Genomic DNA, 14,967 nt, shown 5'->3' on the forward strand with positions numbered 1-14,967 from the left:
ATTAAAAAAATCACTTACAAAAAATAGGAGCTCAAATGGATTTCGGTCGAATTATCACTCACATGAATGATCATCATCAAGATGATATGCTCGCCCTTTGTAAAAAATTTGCCGGAGAAAAGGACATCACTGAAATCAAACTGATTAATGTTGATTTCGGCGGCTTGGATTTTGAATACAATAATGGCAAAAAACTACGCATAGAATTCCCTCAACCTACAGATGAAAATTCAATCAAACAAGCCATCATTACGCTCTGCGTAGAAAATAAACCTGTAGAAAACTATGGTCGAATCAAGGCAAAAATTGATGAATTTCGTCAAAGTGTGAAAAGCTGTATACTTTCAACACTTGATGCTGAAGGCGCACCGATTGCCTCTTACGCCCCCATCATTTCTCTTGATGGTAAAAACTATATTTATATCAGTGCCATTGCGGAACATTACGACAATCTGAAACGAAATCCAAATCAAGTTGAAGTCATGTTTTTAGAAGATGAAGGCCAAGCCAAATCAATTATTGTACGTACCCGCCTTCGTTACAAAGCCACAGCCAGATTCATACCAAGAGAAGATCCTATCGTAGAAAAAGCCCTTGATAAATTAGCTGAAACCATGAATGACATTGGCGGTATTAAAACTATTAGGAACTTTACGGATTTTGATCTTATTGAATTAACTTTTGGTTCCGGGCGTTTTGTACGTGGTTTTGGTCAAGCCTATTCAATCACTCCAAACGGGGAAATTTCACACATTGGTGTTAAAGGCAACCCACACGAAAAAGCGACCTCTAATCAATCTTAATTGACGAATGTTTTTGCAAGATTTATCCTAGCCCCAGTATTTTCACTGGGGCTTTTTCTTGCAAAAGGAGACAAAAATGGATTTGCATAATATTCGAGCAGAGTACCGTAAACGAGTGCTATCCCAACATGATTGTAACGAAAATCCGATTTCACAATTTGAATTATGGATGAACGAAGCCATCACGAGCCAAGTCAATGAACCAACAGCGATGAATGTTGCAACGGTGGATGAAAACAACAAACCAAGTAGTCGTATCGTATTGCTCAAAGAAGTCAATCAACAGGGTTTTGTCTTTTTCACTAACTATCATAGTAAAAAAGGACGAGCAGTTGAGCATAATCCTTATGTTGCCTTGACTTTCTTTTGGCCCGAGCTGGAACGCCAAGTCCGTATTGAAGGTAAAGCCGTTAAAATTTCAGATAAACAATCCGATGAATATTTTGCCAGCCGACCTTATACAAGCCGAATCGGTGCTTGGGCAAGCAAACAAAGTGCGGTCATTTCCGGCTATAAATCTTTATTGGCAAAAGCTGCACTTATTGCCGCCAAATACCCTATTAACGTACCGCGTCCTAAACATTGGGGCGGCTACTTAGTTATGCCGAATTGCGTAGAATTCTGGCAGGGTCGTCCAAGTCGTTTACACGATCGTATTCAATATCGTCTCGAAAATAATATTTGGATCCGTGAACGCCTTTCACCTTAAATAACGATTAACGCCCATAAAAAATGAGGGGGCAGATCCCTATGCTCCCCTTTGGTTACAACTTTAAGCGGTAATTAATAAATTATTTACCTTGTAATGCCTGCTTAATGATAAAGAAAATATCCGTTTGATCCAGCAATCCTGAAAATTCATAAGCTTTCGGACCGTATGCGGCAATACGAAGTTGGCTTCCAGTGTGCTGTTGATCACCAGCCTCTTTTCCCGTACCATAACTAATCGTCATAATTGAATTATCTTTTGCTTTAAGCGTTTGGGTTAAACCTGTCGGTTTCGCCTTATTCGGTACTAATTGGCTGGTGTGAGCGTGATCTGCTGTAACAATCACTAAAGTTTGGCCGTCTTTGCGGGCGAATTCCAAGGCTGATTGTACCGCTTCATCCAAATCAACGGTTTCGCCAATTTGTCCGCAAGGGTTCGCTTTATGATTTTGCTTATCAATAGACGCGCCTTCAACTTGTAAGAAAAAGCCATTCGGATTTTCTTGTAACAACTCAATAGCTTTTTCTGTCATTTGAGCTAAATTTGGAATTGTTGCATTACGTTCCGGATTCGCTTTACACTCTATCGGATTAGCATGATTTCCCTCAAACGTAGCTTGTCCGCCTAACCAACGAACGGGCATATTTCCGGCGGAAAACAAACCTAGAATAGGAAACTTATTGTTTTTATCCAGTTTACTTAATCCCTCAAGGTTATCCACTAAACTAAACCCTTTGTCAACCGCTTGCTGCCATAATGTACGGTCTTTAAATTCTCCTGCATTAGGCTTTTCATCAAAGGTTTTACGTCCGCCGCCAAAAACAACATCCGGAGGATTAGATAAAAATTGCTCTGTAATAGAACCTAAACCACCGTTTTCTAAAGCACTTTCCGGACAGCGTTCTGCTGTCGCAGTCGGACCATAACATTTTCGGTGGCTAATATGAGCTAAAAGTGAGGCAGGAGTTGCATCTTGAATTTCAGCGGTGGTGACATTCCCCGTACCTTTCCCTAATTTTTTAGCAATTTCCGCCAAATTTATTACAGGCTTTCCATAAACATCTACACCTATCGCACCGTTGTAGGTTTTAATACCTGATGTCCAAGCTGTTGCCGAAGCCGCAGAATCCGTCACCTGTTCGACAAGTTTTGTATCTTTATCAAGAGCATAAGTGGTAATATGACCGGAAAAAGGCAAAGCATCAATTCCTTTAAACGCACCAGCCGCACCTTCCGCATAATTTCGAGCGATAGTAATTTCAGAATCGCCCATTCCGTCGCCAATTAATAAAATAACATTTTTAACCTTATTTTTTCCCAACAACTCGCTTAATACCGATTTTTTACTTTCTACTAAACGCTTGGCTCCGCCTAGTTGGGAAATGTCATTATTAGCGGTAGTCGGTTCAACCGCATTCACTGATAACATGAAAGCATTCAAGGATAAACCCAATAATGCTTGTTTTCCTATTGATTTCAATTTCATTTTTTTCTCCTATTGTATGAATTGAACGAAGGCATTCTAAAAAAGCATTATGACACTTTGATGACATAAAATCGGAATCCGTAATATTTCAAAAATCGGTTAATTTTGTACACAATAGAGTAGGAAAGTGCGGTCATTTTTTATAAAGAATTTTGGCTTATCCCGAATACATATCAATAAAGCTTCAAGGCAAAAATGCGGTATCGATCACAGATTGATAATTTATTAGATAATTACATTATTTTTTCGGGAAAAAATTCACACGATTTGGCAAAAAAACAGTAGAATAGCGCAAGTTTTTATCTTTGATGATTTTGAGGTGTGTATGGACGTTTTAATGAGCATTCTTGGTATGGTGGTATTAATTGCCATCGCGTTGTTATTCTCAAATAATCGTCGGGCGATTAATTGGCGAACCGTAGTAGGGGCGTTTCTAATCCAAATTGGATTTGCCGCCCTTATTTTATATGTGCCGGCAGGTCAAAAAGCATTGGGAGCAACCGCCGATGCAGTGGCGAATGTTATTGCTTACGGTAATGAAGGGATTAACTTCGTCTTTGGCGGATTGGCAGATACAAGTAACGCAGGCTTTATTTTTGCGGTAAAAGTATTGCCGATTATCGTTTTCTTCTCCGGTTTAATTTCCGTGCTTTATTACTTAGGCATTATGCAAGTGGTGATTAGAATCATTGGCGGAGCATTACAAAAAGTATTAGGTACATCAAAAGCAGAATCAATGTCTGCCGCCGCCAATATTTTTGTCGGACAAACAGAAGCGCCATTGGTGGTGAAACCTTATATCAGCCAAATGACGGAATCCGAATTATTTGCCATTATGGTGGGAGGATTGGCTTCCATCGCCGGTTCGGTAATGGCAGGCTACGCAGGTATGGGCGTACCGCTTAATTATTTGATCGCAGCGTCCTTTATGGCGGCCCCGGCAGGGTTATTATTTGCAAAAATTCTTTATCCGCAAACCCAACAGTTCATCGATTCCCAACCGGGAGCCGACGATAGTGAAAAACCGTCCAATGTGCTGGAAGCTATGGCTAGCGGTGCAAGTGCCGGTATGCAATTAGCCTTAAACGTAGGAGCAATGTTGATTGCGTTTGTGGCATTAATCGCACTTATTAACGGTATTTTAGGCGGTGTCGGCGGCTGGTTTGGTCATGGCGATTTAACTTTACAAACTATCTTCGGTTGGATTTTTAAACCGCTTGCCTACTTAATCGGTGTGTCTTGGGAAGAATCAAGCATTGCCGGACAAATGATCGGGATGAAATTAGCCGTGAATGAATTCGTCGGCTACCTTGAATTCACAAAATATTTACAGCCGGATACGCCTGTTGTATTAACTGAAAAAACCAAAGCTATTATTACTTTCGCTCTCTGTGGCTTTGCAAACTTCAGCTCTATTGCTATTTTAATCGGCGGTTTGGGCGGAATAGCACCGAATCGTCGTAGTGATATCGCCCGTCTAGGCTTAAAAGCTATCGTTGCAGGTACACTTGCAAACTTAATGAGTGCAACCATTGCAGGGCTTTTTATCGGATTAAGTGGCGCAGTGCTATAAAGTGCGGTCAGATTTCTAATATGTTTTGCACCACAATTAGCGTGGTGCGTTTCTTTTTATCATTATCAAAAAGAGGTAAATATAATGACTCCACATATCAACGCACCGGAAGGTGCATTCGCCGATGCCGTATTAATGCCGGGCGATCCGCTTCGTGCAAAATATATTGCTGAAACATTTTTAGAAGATGTAAAAGAAGTAACTAACGTGCGCAATATGCTGGGTTTTACCGGCACCTATAAAGGTCGTAAGATTTCAGTGATGGGACACGGAATGGGCATTCCATCCTGTTCAATCTATGCCAAAGAATTAATTACCGAATACGGCGTGAAAAAAATCATCCGTGTGGGTTCTTGCGGTGCGGTGAGAATGGATGTGAAATTGCGCGATGTGGTGATCGGATTAGGTGCCTGTACCGATTCTAAAGTCAATCGTATTCGTTTTAAAGACAACGATTTTGCCGCCATTGCCGATTTCGGCTTAACCAGTGCGGCCGTCTCAGCGGCAAAAGAAAAAGGCATTGCAGTGAGAGTGGGTAACTTATTCTCTGCAGACTTATTCTACACACCGGATGTTGAAATGTTTGATGTGATGGAAAAATACGGCATTTTGGGTGTGGAAATGGAAGCGGCAGGCATCTACGGTGTAGCGGCTGAATATGGCGCCCGCGCATTAACCATCTGTACGGTTTCCGACCATATCCGCACCCACGAACAAGCCAGTGCGGAAGAGCGCCAATTAACCTTCAACGAAATGATTGAAATTGCGTTAGAAAGTATTTTAATTGACGATAAAAACGCCTAGTTCTCGACTAAAAAGTAAAAGAGCGGTCAATTTAGCCGCTCTTTTTAATCCTATCAATAGAATGTAATACACGTACAAAAATAAATATTCCACAATATGTTATTGAATGCCAGTATATGGTTTCCCTATATATGAGCAGTAATTTAGCACTTGTGAAATGCTACATAATCCTACAATTTTGGTTGTATTTTTGATATGGGATTAACGAGATAAATATTTATCTGTAAAAATATCTACCCCAACGGTTTCACCAAAATTTAAAGGCTTGCTGATTCGAGCGGTTTCCAAACAAATCATTTTTTGATAATCCGCCTCCTGCATTGCACTCGTGGCTTTATGCCACGGATTCCATAGCACTAATTCGCTCGCATTATGATGCTCAAGGATAATACAGCGATTAAACTGACGATCGCTAATCCGATTTTGATGAAAATTTCCCGTGTAAATGCAATCTACATTTTCCTTGATTGTTCGTCTGCTCGGCACTTCTTCTGTTTGTTGGGTAAGGGAATTAAAACAGATTGTCGGTAAATCCAAAACCTCAACCTAATGCCACGCGCGATAAATCATCCATAAAAAGTGCGATAAATCAGAAAAATAATTTTTTCATATTTTGTAAAAGGTTTTCAAAATATAAACTCATTCCAGACATCCATCCCTCCCCAGTTTAAATTAACCGCAGTCAGTTGTTATTTCTCAATCAAGACTTGCTATGCCTATCAAACAGAGCAATCCTGTACACATATTAAGCAAAACAGGAAACAACAAAATGACCACATTTAAAATGAGAACAGAACAAGAAATGATGCAAGAATTAGCTCTGATTGCCGTAAAAGAACAGATTGATTTTATCGCGGACGGTTCACAATATTCACTACCTAACGGACGTGGACAAACCTTTATTTATGATATAGCTTTTTTAGATATTCGATTTGTTGAAGATGGTCGTAAAGACAGCGTGGTAAAATTTATCTCGACACTTGCCCCTTTTGCCCCACCGTTTTATTGCCTATTATCCGAATTAGATGAAGAAGAATAATGAATAAGGCTTAGCGAACAACTAAGCCTTTCTTCTCTCTAAAACTTATAGACTAAATTATCTTCGTATCGACCGTTGTAATTTGCATTTGTCTGCAATGTAATGCGTTGATAGCCTTCAAACACCTGCCAATTATCCCATTTATCTTCAATCATTGCGTCAATAAACCGAATAAATTCAGACTTGGTACTACTAAAGAAAAGATACGGCGGTCTCGTTAAATGTATCAATCTAAGAAAATCAATCAAATCAAAATATGTCGCTTGTTTATAACTTTCTTGTTTCGTACATAAATACGGTGGATCTAACACAAACAACGCTTTCGGATTATCTGAGTGCCTTGGAAGTAGCGTGTGAAATGATTCTTGTATTACCTCTACGCCCTCTAAATAGCCGTTAGCCTTTGGATAATCACTTTGCCGAATGCAGTGCCAAAAGTCTTTACTAAATAACTCATCAAGCGTGCTGACTTGATTACCGCTAAATAGCAACCAGCTCGCCAAGCTGTTTAAGTCTTTATAGCCATCAAATTCTTGAATGATTCTGACGCATTCTGCCTTACATTCCTTCGTCATTCGTTTATTTTTTTGCGTAGCGTTATCGACGGCTGCATAAAGTTGAGTACGTAAGGCATTGATGTCGTCAATATGCGCTAGTCTTTCAGCATAGCCGTCAAAATCATTATAAATGACCCGTGCTTCAGGTTTTAGTTGTTTTGCTGTATGACTTAGCAAGCCTGACCCGCCAAACGCATCAATAATTATCCAACCATCTCCGTTACCGGGGATATTATCATTTAAGACTTGCTCAAAATGTTTTAAAAATTGTCGTTTTTGACCGACGAAAGGTAGAGGGGCTTGTTTAAAAATTGTTCGATTTGCCATAGTTTTCTCCTATGGCATTCCGGCACTCCGGGTGCTCCGATACTCTTACTTGTTAAATTGATTTAAAGTTTTACAACGAACACATTTAATTTCTAAATGTTGTATGTTTTCTGCGCGTGCCAGTAGTTTTTTACAGCACTTGCACCGGATTTCTTTCAGTTTTTGCATATCAGCATTTCCCATTTTTAATGGTTTTGTTAAAATCCGCTCGCCTCGCGAGGCAGGCGGCAGATGGCTATATGCAGGGTGTTTCTGCGTAGCTGGCATTATTTGTGTGTCCGCACAAGTAATGTCGCCGTCTTTAATCATTTAATTCTCTCGCTTATTATGCTCCTTATGGATTAATTAAAAATTGATAACTTTGTAGGCTTAATAAGCCCCCTTTGATGCTAGATAGCGTAACCTTGTCAAATACCTCGGTTTTCCCCTCATTGTGAGCGATATCCGGATACTTAAATGTTGTTTCGGTTGTCGTTACTGACCGCACAACACGGTTGTTATGAATTAAATCTATCCGGTAACTGACGCCTTCGCCCAATGCTGTACTATCCTCGGTATGAGCAATCAGTTTGTCTGCTTGAATATCCCGGTCACGATGTGCCCACGTCAGCGTAAATGCCGATTTATTGGCAATTTTATTCGTATAAACACCATTTACTTACACCTTGCCCGGCGGATAAGGGCGGGCTTGTCGCTGTTGCGTTGTAATTGCTAATGCGACGGCGTTATCCTCACTTAGCGTTTGCTGTGCGGTACGGGTCAGCAATTTAGCGTTGATTTTTTCGCCAGCGGTGTATTTCGTTTCATCCGTGCCGGCGGCAAGCAGATAGCACCACATTACGGAGTTCGCTTTATGTGCTTGTGGAATGGTATCGGCACAACCACGCCCGACGGTCAATGTGCCGGCTTTAAAATCCACCGATTCAATTTTGATGATTTCATCATCAATCATCACCGCCTCGGCATTCTCAAGGGCGGTATAATCACCCTCAAGTTTAAATTTCAGATTGGTCTGATATGGTGTCGCATCTTCTGCCAGTCTAACAAATGGTGTAAACGACCCTGTCGCGGTTTGACTGTATCCGGCGCCCACATCAACCAACATATCATACCCGATAGAAAGCGAGGTCGGTTGCGCCCCTAAACTCCACACAAAACAATCCGTCGGCTTGACAAAAGCAAGCTCGGCATCACTTAACACTAACGGTAACACATGATACGGCACTTCAAATAAGCGCGCCTGCTCAATAGGCTTGGCGGTATAATCCGGCGGAATGTAAAGGGATTCGCCTTTTTGTGTCGAGTAGTTGGCTTGCGGTAAACCGAACACATCTTGTAAGCAGGTCACAATAATTTCACCCTCATTACCATTTTCAAGTTTCCCCACCCGGAATACGACATCCTCAATATCACGGTCAGGCAGATTCACCCGAAAGACATCACCGGGCTTAAACTCACTGCCTCGCATATCAAACACCACTTTTAAGCGGGTAAGTCCGCTGGCGACAAGCTCTAAATCGCGCTGTGCCAATCTTGCCGCCAAGTCAAATGTGGGTACGCCTTTATATTCGACGGTTTTACTAATCACGCCATGCATTTGAATTGCCGCAATATTATTCGCAATAACCTGATCTTCGCGGTTTGTTACCGGATCGCGATATTTAACGACAACCTGATTAGCTTGTTTATCTGTCGCGCCGCTGTCGTCGTCCTGTACCCGTAAAATACCGTTATCATAAGTAAATAACGGCAAATCTTCGGGCTTGTAATCATGGCGGATAAGTTTTAAGGCTTGCTTACCGGTTTCTACATTGTCATATTGCGCTGCACCGATATGATCGACTACTTGTTGAATAAATTCTTTAATTGAGGTTTGTCGGTTATAACGGATACACATCCCGAATCCTTCGTCATATAACGTATCCGCCGCTTTTTGGTAGCTTGCTAAATCCAGCTCGGAAAGGGCTTTTTTACCGCCCCAGCTTTTATTTGTCGCACACTCAACCAAGATATGCGCGGGATTCATCGCATGAATTTGGCGCACGTTTTCTTCCTGCTCCGATGTCAACCCTTTTATTTTGAGGTTGTCATTACGTAGCAGAATTTTGGCTTTTTCGGGATACCACACGGCACGATCCTGCCAGCCTTTATGGCTGCGACGTAGGCGATAACTGTGCTTTTTCGGATAGGCGTTATAGCAGCTGATAAGTCCGGAAAAGACTGTCGTCACAATACCGCGAAAGCCCGGAATCATCTCATCGGCACCGGACTGACCCGGCTGAATAGTGTCAGGGGTAAAAAAATTGTCTTGGCTATTTTTGCCTTTTTTCTTATTGCGTTTGCGACTAAGCGAATTTGAATGATTTTGTAAAGCGGGATTTAACACCCCTTTTAGCAAATTGATGAGCATTTGTGTCGGTTTTTGGTCCGGCTCACCCATTAAGATTTCCATTCGTCCTTGTATGCCGCCTTCGCCCCCCGTATCTTCACCGCCGAATAAATTAGGTTTATCAATATAAATCGCCTGTGAATGGGTCAGCTCGCCCGGTTTGCCGACATAAGCGGTCTTATCATCAACGCGTAGCTCAACAATTTCATCTACCGGACCACGTCCAAGCCCCGAATGAATATCCCAGTAGTAGCGGTAACCGACCGTAACCGAACTGCCTTTGCGTTTGCCACCCATTATTTAGTCTCCTTCGCCGCGATTGCCGCATTCACACATTTACGCGCAAACACGCTGCCGGTCGCCAAAAAAGTGTCAGCATCAATCCCATTTTGTAAAAAATCCTCAAAATCTAGTCCTTCACGTTTGAAAAAGGCTTCGACACCGGAAGCGCAAAAATCGACCCGTCGCATGTCCTGCATAGTAATAATGAGTTTAGCCATTGTTTATCCTTTTTTAATTTCCGAAGTGCGGTAATTACCATACGCAAGCACCTGCCAATCTTCCGTCCAGCAATCTCCAAAAAACACGCATTGCGGTGTACCTTCGTCAATTTGTGGAAAATTCCAATCCTTCGCATTGACGGCATCCGGGTTATTTGTGTTTGATTTCTTTGCCAGTGCTTGATTGACTAAATAACTTACCGCAATCCACGCTACCGCTTTAACAATAGCCCAACCGACTGCTGCCCACATCCTTTACCTCCTTAAAATACTCTTGAGCCGTCATACGGCGATTTAGTCGGCATATGTGGTATGCCGCCGAAATTAAGCATATTTCCGAATTTTTTAAGACACGTTTCCGCTCGCCCGTCACAACCGGGATAAACTTTAATAACGGTGCCGACCGAGAGCTTTTGTGTTCCACCCATTAATGTCAATTTATTGTGCTCATGTATTGTCACCGCCCGCACCTCGCGCACGCCGTCATCTTGCCATTCAATAAACCCCGCATTAAACCAACCTTGCGGCAGATTATCGGGAAGATTCACCGTAATTGATGCGCCATCCATCGCACTAATTATCAATCCCGCAACCACAAAATTGCCAGGTTTCACTTTACAGTCCCCGTCGTATAACGTATAAGGGCAGTTGCGCCCCCAGGTCAGCCGCAAGCCGGCGCTTTCCATTGTTGCCGATAAACCTGCCGAAATAAGTTGGGTTTTGGCAATATCCGGGCGTTTGGCTTCAATAATAGTACCAATCCACACTACCCGAATTTCGGTGTCCATCCAATTAAGGCGCATGATAGTGAGTGTGACCGTTTGACTTGGCGCAATGCCGCGATAGAGTCGGGCAACGGGATTATTACTTGGTAACGTGACCGTTACATTCTCGCCTGTGCGTCGTCCTTCGTCGCCAATTGCGGTGGCAAGCCATTTTTCACCATTAATTTCTAAGTCTTTGTCGGCATCACAAAAGCGCCAGATTTTCTCATTATCGCCGCGCACAAACTGATAAAGATTCACCGGCTGCCCATCAGCAATAGAATGGGTTTTATCTAAATAACTCATCTTTTTAAATCCTGTTTAAATACCGTTTAAACCTACTTTAAAGCGATGTTTCAAGCTCATCACGCAACCCGCGAAAACTCACCGTCACCGTTGCCGTCCCGTCGGCATCGGTATGATGCACCCAGCTGACGGTGTCACTCTCAAGTCGAGAGAGGGTGAGAAACGAAATTTTTAAAATCTCATTTTGCTTGATGTTGATGGCATCTCCATCAAGTGCCAACCGCTCGGTTTGACTATCGACAACATTTGACGAACGTATTCGTCGGTAAAAAATGCGCCCGCCGGTGCACTCAATGCGTATATCCTGTCGTCCGGTTTGCTTTTGCAGTGCGCCGGTGTAATTGATAGAGACAATATCTAAGGTTTTGCCGAGAATATCGCTTGTCGGTGTGACATCCGTGCTTGATGTTGCCACCCAAATTACCCGTTGGCGACCCCGTAGAAAATAAAACAGATTACGCAGTTTGCGTTGTTCTTCCCGCCCCGTTGCAATAAAACGGTGTGCCGTAATTTGCATCGCTTTATTGGCAGTGTCCAGGTAATGCGGCAAGCCCGTCTCGTTATCAAGCGTTTGAATAAGCCGTGCATATTGTACCGTGATATCTTCCGACCACGCCGAGGTCGGCTCTAACACCGGGTGATGGCGATAACGCGGCAAATAACCGACATCATCAGACCACGAATTATGCTCATGGAGCTGCAGGCGGATTTGTGCCGTAGAGACGTTATCACTTAGCCGACGGACTTGTGGCATGTCCGTCAATACCGCCGAGCGAAGCGGATAAACTTGGGTTTGTGTGCGGTCAAAACTACCGACAATCGGGCGTTTTATCGTAATTTTATTTGCCTTCAGGGCGCTGATTTCGACCATCTCTTTTCTTTTTTCGGTCATCAAAATAGCACGACCGCCCACTGAAAAATCATAGCCCGCCGTCTTGATATTTATCTCGCTCTGCCCTTGTTTGATATCATCTAATAAATAAGCACAGTCGGTAAATATCGGCATAGACCAAACCCGTGAACCATACGCATAGAGCGCATTTTCAAAGCGTTGGCGTTCAATATTGCTAAATGCGACTTTAAACTCAAAGGTTCTGCGCGGTGATAAACGGCGGGCAATACGTTGCTCGGCACCGGTTACCGATTGATGCACGCGGGTTAAAAACTCAAGGTTTTCGGTTAGACCGTCAGACCAGTCCGGGAAAAATTGCCAATCGGTCGAACGCGAACCGATAATGTGCAATGTTACGGGGGGCTTACCCAAAAAATTAAATGTCACAACGCAATCAATCACCGCAGAACCGTTCATACCGACATTGACTTGCCATTTTTTAAGCGAAAGCGCGTTAAACGTGCCGCTTTTTATCCCGATAAGCTCAATGCCTTCACCACCGGTAACAGAGACCGAGAGCAGTTTTACCGCACTTCTGTTGGCGTTCCAGACCTGAACATTAAACACTTGCTCGGTTGAAATTGCCCCCAAATTGACCGTGTGCGGAATAACAATAATGCGCTTATATAAATCCGCGTAATAGTTCGCCACGATATGGGCTTGGGTTGGCTGTGTTAAATCCGGCTGTAAGCCCGGCGTAAGTTTGCCGGTTTGCAAACGGGCAGGCGGGCGTAATAGGCGTTGATTTGCCCCGCGGTGTGTAAACAAGCGGTCAAGATACCCCGTATCTTTAAGTTGTGCCGTTGCCCCTGTTTTTACTTTAAATGCGGTAATATCAGCCATAAAATCTACTCAATGATGCGATAAGCTACGCCTTGGGTTCCGGAATTATTTTTACCTTCTTCAATTCGGCTTTCATTTCGAGCGTCATACTGTGCACTCGGGATAATCATCCAACGCTCGCCATTAATCTCTAAAATTTGACGCGGCTGAATACCGGTCATCGTGCATTCATAGCGGTCCGGCAAGGTACCAAGCCGTCGAAACACCCCATCTATGCCATGAGCAATCAAACTATGCGGACACGGTATTAACGCCTGACCAAACTTGGATTGACTAAACAGGATTAACAATCTATCCGGGTGATAAGTATAGTTATCCTCAAACATCGATGCCCGACCCAGAGATAATACATACCGTCCGCACTCGGCTTTACCTAAGTTGGAAAAATCATTAACGCTTGCCGGGGCAAAATACCACGGTGAGCGTTTATCACCGCTAATACCGTCGGCTCTAACCACCGCTTGATTGCCGGTTGCCCCATTTGAAAACCCGTAAGTGTGATCAACATTTTGATAATGTCCATAACTGTCTGTAATAAATGTGCCGTAAGCATACTGACCACCAATATAATCGCCTTCTTTATCAAGTGTACCAAAACCGAAGTGGCGAAATTTTTCCGTTTCAATTTGCACGACAACATGCAGGTACTTAGCCGTACCGAAAAAATCGTATGAGACATAATCACCGTTATTAATTTGTGTCGTGGTCGTGTTGATTTCGCGATAAGCATTGAGTCTTGACGCCCCCGGTTGCTCATACGGTTTTTTATTTTTGTCAAATCCGGTGTTTGCACAGATCAACAAATTTTTATTATTTGAACTTAAATAAAGTGTCCAAAAGCCCTCTTTACCATGTAAATAAAGTGCATTATTTTCGGTTTTATCAATTATCCAACCTTGTTGCGTGGCGAATTCCCCTAATTTAATCAGTAGCTCATTGAGTGTTTTTGCCGTACCTGTTTGATATGCCATTTATGCCTCCGATGTTTCCATGACAAAATAATCTTTCGTATTCACTCTAAAGCCGCCATTAAAAACAATGCCGGTTCTTGTGGTGTCAAAGGTCACTTTATCACCCGCCGCACGTTGGATACCGGGTATCCAGTAAATCCCCTCCATCGCACCCCACCGATTACCACCCTGACTGGATTTTCCATTGCTAAAAAACTCGACCGGGATAAGTGGAAAACTACCGCCCGGCGAGGCACCCAGCGCACTTAAAATTTGCGGTTGTTTATATCGGTTGTAGATGTTGTAATTCCCCATTGGAAACAAATATTGCCCCCCGGAATCTCCGGTAAGGTTTTTATTATTCTCACCGTAAAAATCACGCCACGATTGGTCCGGTGTAATTAACCAACAATTGCCGTAAAGTGGATTGACAATCGACGAATTAAACTGATCAGCCTGTGAATAACGAATCCGTACCGCACTTTTAATATCACTAATTAAAGGGGCACTGCCGGCAATACAAAGCGGATAAGGGTATTCGGTCGGCGGTACGGTGGGTAAAATAAAGCCTAAATATGCACTTGAGCACACTTGCGAGATACGCGTAACAATCTTGCAACAACGCCCGCTTGCAACGATGTGATATTCAATCGGACGGTTGTCGGCAAACAGTGCCACACCCGGCGAACAGTTAAGCATGCCGGTGCTGATATTGTTATTTTTGACCAATTCTTTGTTATAAAACGTACCGCCCCAAAAATTTAAGTTGTACGTATCATCAACGACCAAGTTATCCGTTGAAGCACAAATATAAATATCCTGCTCAATGCCCGTGCCGGTTGATTTCCACGCGATTTGGCGAATTTCTTTTTGTGTTGTCGTGGCGGGGATTGTGCGGTCAAACAATACCGTCCAGTTTTGCCCGTTAGCGACTAACGTCGGATCGGTTGTCAGAAATTTGTTTAAAATATCAAGCAAATCACGCTCATTTTGTGCTGTGCCTGTCTTATAAGCCATTTTTAACC

16 protein-coding genes are annotated in these 14,967 nt (G+C 42.9%); 5 read left to right on the top strand and 11 right to left on the bottom strand.

The features are described from left to right. Positions 1 to 35: 35 nt before the first annotated feature. Both BKL51_RS06105 and pdxH read left to right on the top strand, forming a co-directional pair. Positions 36 to 803 (top strand): HugZ family heme oxygenase, encoded by a 768-nt coding sequence (locus BKL51_RS06105; protein ID WP_077465845.1) that lies wholly within the window; start codon positions 36 to 38, stop codon positions 801 to 803. Between the two features lie 76 nt (positions 804 to 879). After that, positions 880 to 1,512 (top strand): pyridoxamine 5'-phosphate oxidase, encoded by a 633-nt coding sequence (gene pdxH / locus BKL51_RS06110; protein ID WP_077465846.1) that lies wholly within the window; start codon positions 880 to 882, stop codon positions 1,510 to 1,512. Positions 1,513 to 1,594: 82 nt separating this feature from the next. Here pdxH and phoA read toward each other — a convergent pair whose 3' ends face one another. After that, complete coding sequence (gene phoA / locus BKL51_RS06115) at positions 1,595 to 2,998, bottom strand: alkaline phosphatase (protein WP_077465847.1); 1,404 nt, start codon at positions 2,996 to 2,998, stop codon at positions 1,595 to 1,597. A gap of 325 nt (positions 2,999 to 3,323) precedes the next feature. Here phoA and BKL51_RS06120 point away from each other — a divergent pair, with 325 nt between their 5' ends. Together BKL51_RS06120 and deoD are read left to right on the top strand one after the other, a co-directional pair. Next, the gene (locus BKL51_RS06120; protein WP_077465848.1) at positions 3,324 to 4,571 is read left to right on the top strand and encodes a NupC/NupG family nucleoside CNT transporter; all 1,248 of its coding nucleotides are present in this window, start codon (positions 3,324 to 3,326) and stop codon (positions 4,569 to 4,571) included. A gap of 84 nt (positions 4,572 to 4,655) precedes the next feature. Then, positions 4,656 to 5,375, top strand: coding sequence for a purine-nucleoside phosphorylase (deoD, locus tag BKL51_RS06125; protein ID WP_077465849.1), 720 nt, complete (start codon positions 4,656 to 4,658; stop codon positions 5,373 to 5,375). A 201-nt stretch (positions 5,376 to 5,576) separates the two neighbouring features. Here the strand turns inward: deoD and BKL51_RS06130 are convergent, their stop codons facing one another. Next, complete coding sequence (locus tag BKL51_RS06130) at positions 5,577 to 5,912, bottom strand: hypothetical protein (RefSeq protein ID WP_077465850.1); 336 nt, start codon at positions 5,910 to 5,912, stop codon at positions 5,577 to 5,579. Positions 5,913 to 6,144: 232 nt separating this feature from the next. Between BKL51_RS06130 and BKL51_RS06135 the strand changes: the two genes are divergently transcribed. Beyond that, positions 6,145 to 6,414, top strand: a complete 270-nt coding sequence (locus BKL51_RS06135) for a hypothetical protein (protein ID WP_077465851.1) — start codon at positions 6,145 to 6,147, stop codon at positions 6,412 to 6,414. Between the two features lie 38 nt (positions 6,415 to 6,452). Here BKL51_RS06135 and BKL51_RS06140 read toward each other — a convergent pair whose 3' ends face one another. The 9 genes from BKL51_RS06140 to BKL51_RS06180 all read right to left on the bottom strand — a co-directional run bounded on the left by BKL51_RS06140 (position 6,453) and on the right by BKL51_RS06180 (position 14,959). After that, the gene (locus BKL51_RS06140) at positions 6,453 to 7,298 is read right to left on the bottom strand and encodes a hypothetical protein (RefSeq protein WP_077465852.1); all 846 of its coding nucleotides are present in this window, start codon (positions 7,296 to 7,298) and stop codon (positions 6,453 to 6,455) included. Positions 7,299 to 7,343: 45 nt separating this feature from the next. Next, positions 7,344 to 7,607 (bottom strand): Com family DNA-binding transcriptional regulator, encoded by a 264-nt coding sequence (locus BKL51_RS12070; RefSeq protein WP_233127089.1) that lies wholly within the window; start codon positions 7,605 to 7,607, stop codon positions 7,344 to 7,346. 349 nt (positions 7,608 to 7,956) lie between these two features. Next, a complete protein-coding gene (locus tag BKL51_RS06150) occupies positions 7,957 to 9,984 on the bottom strand; it encodes a phage tail protein (RefSeq protein ID WP_369801910.1) in 2,028 nt (675 codons plus the stop codon). Further along, a complete protein-coding gene (locus BKL51_RS06155) occupies positions 9,984 to 10,187 on the bottom strand; it encodes a hypothetical protein (RefSeq protein ID WP_077465853.1) in 204 nt (67 codons plus the stop codon). Before BKL51_RS06155 ends, BKL51_RS06150 begins: the two co-directional genes overlap by 1 nt. 3 nt (positions 10,188 to 10,190) lie before the next feature. Next, positions 10,191 to 10,439: a hypothetical protein gene (locus BKL51_RS06160; RefSeq protein WP_077465854.1), complete on the bottom strand. Its 249-nt coding sequence runs from the start codon at positions 10,437 to 10,439 to the stop codon at positions 10,191 to 10,193. An 11-nt stretch (positions 10,440 to 10,450) separates the two neighbouring features. Beyond that, a complete protein-coding gene (locus BKL51_RS06165; protein ID WP_077465855.1) occupies positions 10,451 to 11,257 on the bottom strand; it encodes a phage BR0599 family protein in 807 nt (268 codons plus the stop codon). Positions 11,258 to 11,294: 37 nt separating this feature from the next. Further along, positions 11,295 to 12,992, bottom strand: a complete 1,698-nt coding sequence (locus BKL51_RS06170; RefSeq protein ID WP_077465856.1) for a phage tail protein — start codon at positions 12,990 to 12,992, stop codon at positions 11,295 to 11,297. A gap of 5 nt (positions 12,993 to 12,997) precedes the next feature. Then, entirely contained in the window at positions 12,998 to 13,963 is a 966-nt protein-coding gene (locus BKL51_RS06175) for a hypothetical protein (RefSeq protein ID WP_077465857.1), read from the bottom strand. Then, positions 13,964 to 14,959: a hypothetical protein gene (locus BKL51_RS06180; RefSeq protein WP_077465858.1), complete on the bottom strand. Its 996-nt coding sequence runs from the start codon at positions 14,957 to 14,959 to the stop codon at positions 13,964 to 13,966. Between the last annotated feature and the right edge of the window lie 8 nt (positions 14,960 to 14,967).

The organism is Rodentibacter sp. Ppn85 (genome assembly GCF_001999335.1).
Taxonomy (GTDB): Bacteria; Pseudomonadota; Gammaproteobacteria; order Enterobacterales; family Pasteurellaceae; genus Rodentibacter.

Coding starts and splice junctions, on each gene's coding strand:
- BKL51_RS06150 (WP_369801910.1), bottom strand. CDS start 9,984: ATGGGTGGCAAACGCAAAGGCAGTTCGGTTACGGTCGGTTACCGCTAC.
- BKL51_RS06180 (WP_077465858.1), bottom strand. CDS start 14,959: ATGGCTTATAAGACAGGCACAGCACAAAATGAGCGTGATTTGCTTGAT.
- BKL51_RS06165 (WP_077465855.1), bottom strand. CDS start 11,257: ATGAGTTATTTAGATAAAACCCATTCTATTGCTGATGGGCAGCCGGTG.
- BKL51_RS06160 (WP_077465854.1), bottom strand. CDS start 10,439: ATGTGGGCAGCAGTCGGTTGGGCTATTGTTAAAGCGGTAGCGTGGATT.
- pdxH (WP_077465846.1), top strand. CDS start 880: ATGGATTTGCATAATATTCGAGCAGAGTACCGTAAACGAGTGCTATCC.
- BKL51_RS06155 (WP_077465853.1), bottom strand. CDS start 10,187: ATGGCTAAACTCATTATTACTATGCAGGACATGCGACGGGTCGATTTT.
- BKL51_RS06120 (WP_077465848.1), top strand. CDS start 3,324: ATGGACGTTTTAATGAGCATTCTTGGTATGGTGGTATTAATTGCCATC.
- BKL51_RS12070 (WP_233127089.1), bottom strand. CDS start 7,607: ATGATTAAAGACGGCGACATTACTTGTGCGGACACACAAATAATGCCA.
- BKL51_RS06135 (WP_077465851.1), top strand. CDS start 6,145: ATGACCACATTTAAAATGAGAACAGAACAAGAAATGATGCAAGAATTA.
- deoD (WP_077465849.1), top strand. CDS start 4,656: ATGACTCCACATATCAACGCACCGGAAGGTGCATTCGCCGATGCCGTA.
- phoA (WP_077465847.1), bottom strand. CDS start 2,998: ATGAAATTGAAATCAATAGGAAAACAAGCATTATTGGGTTTATCCTTG.
- BKL51_RS06175 (WP_077465857.1), bottom strand. CDS start 13,963: ATGGCATATCAAACAGGTACGGCAAAAACACTCAATGAGCTACTGATT.
- BKL51_RS06140 (WP_077465852.1), bottom strand. CDS start 7,298: ATGGCAAATCGAACAATTTTTAAACAAGCCCCTCTACCTTTCGTCGGT.
- BKL51_RS06170 (WP_077465856.1), bottom strand. CDS start 12,992: ATGGCTGATATTACCGCATTTAAAGTAAAAACAGGGGCAACGGCACAA.
- BKL51_RS06105 (WP_077465845.1), top strand. CDS start 36: ATGGATTTCGGTCGAATTATCACTCACATGAATGATCATCATCAAGAT.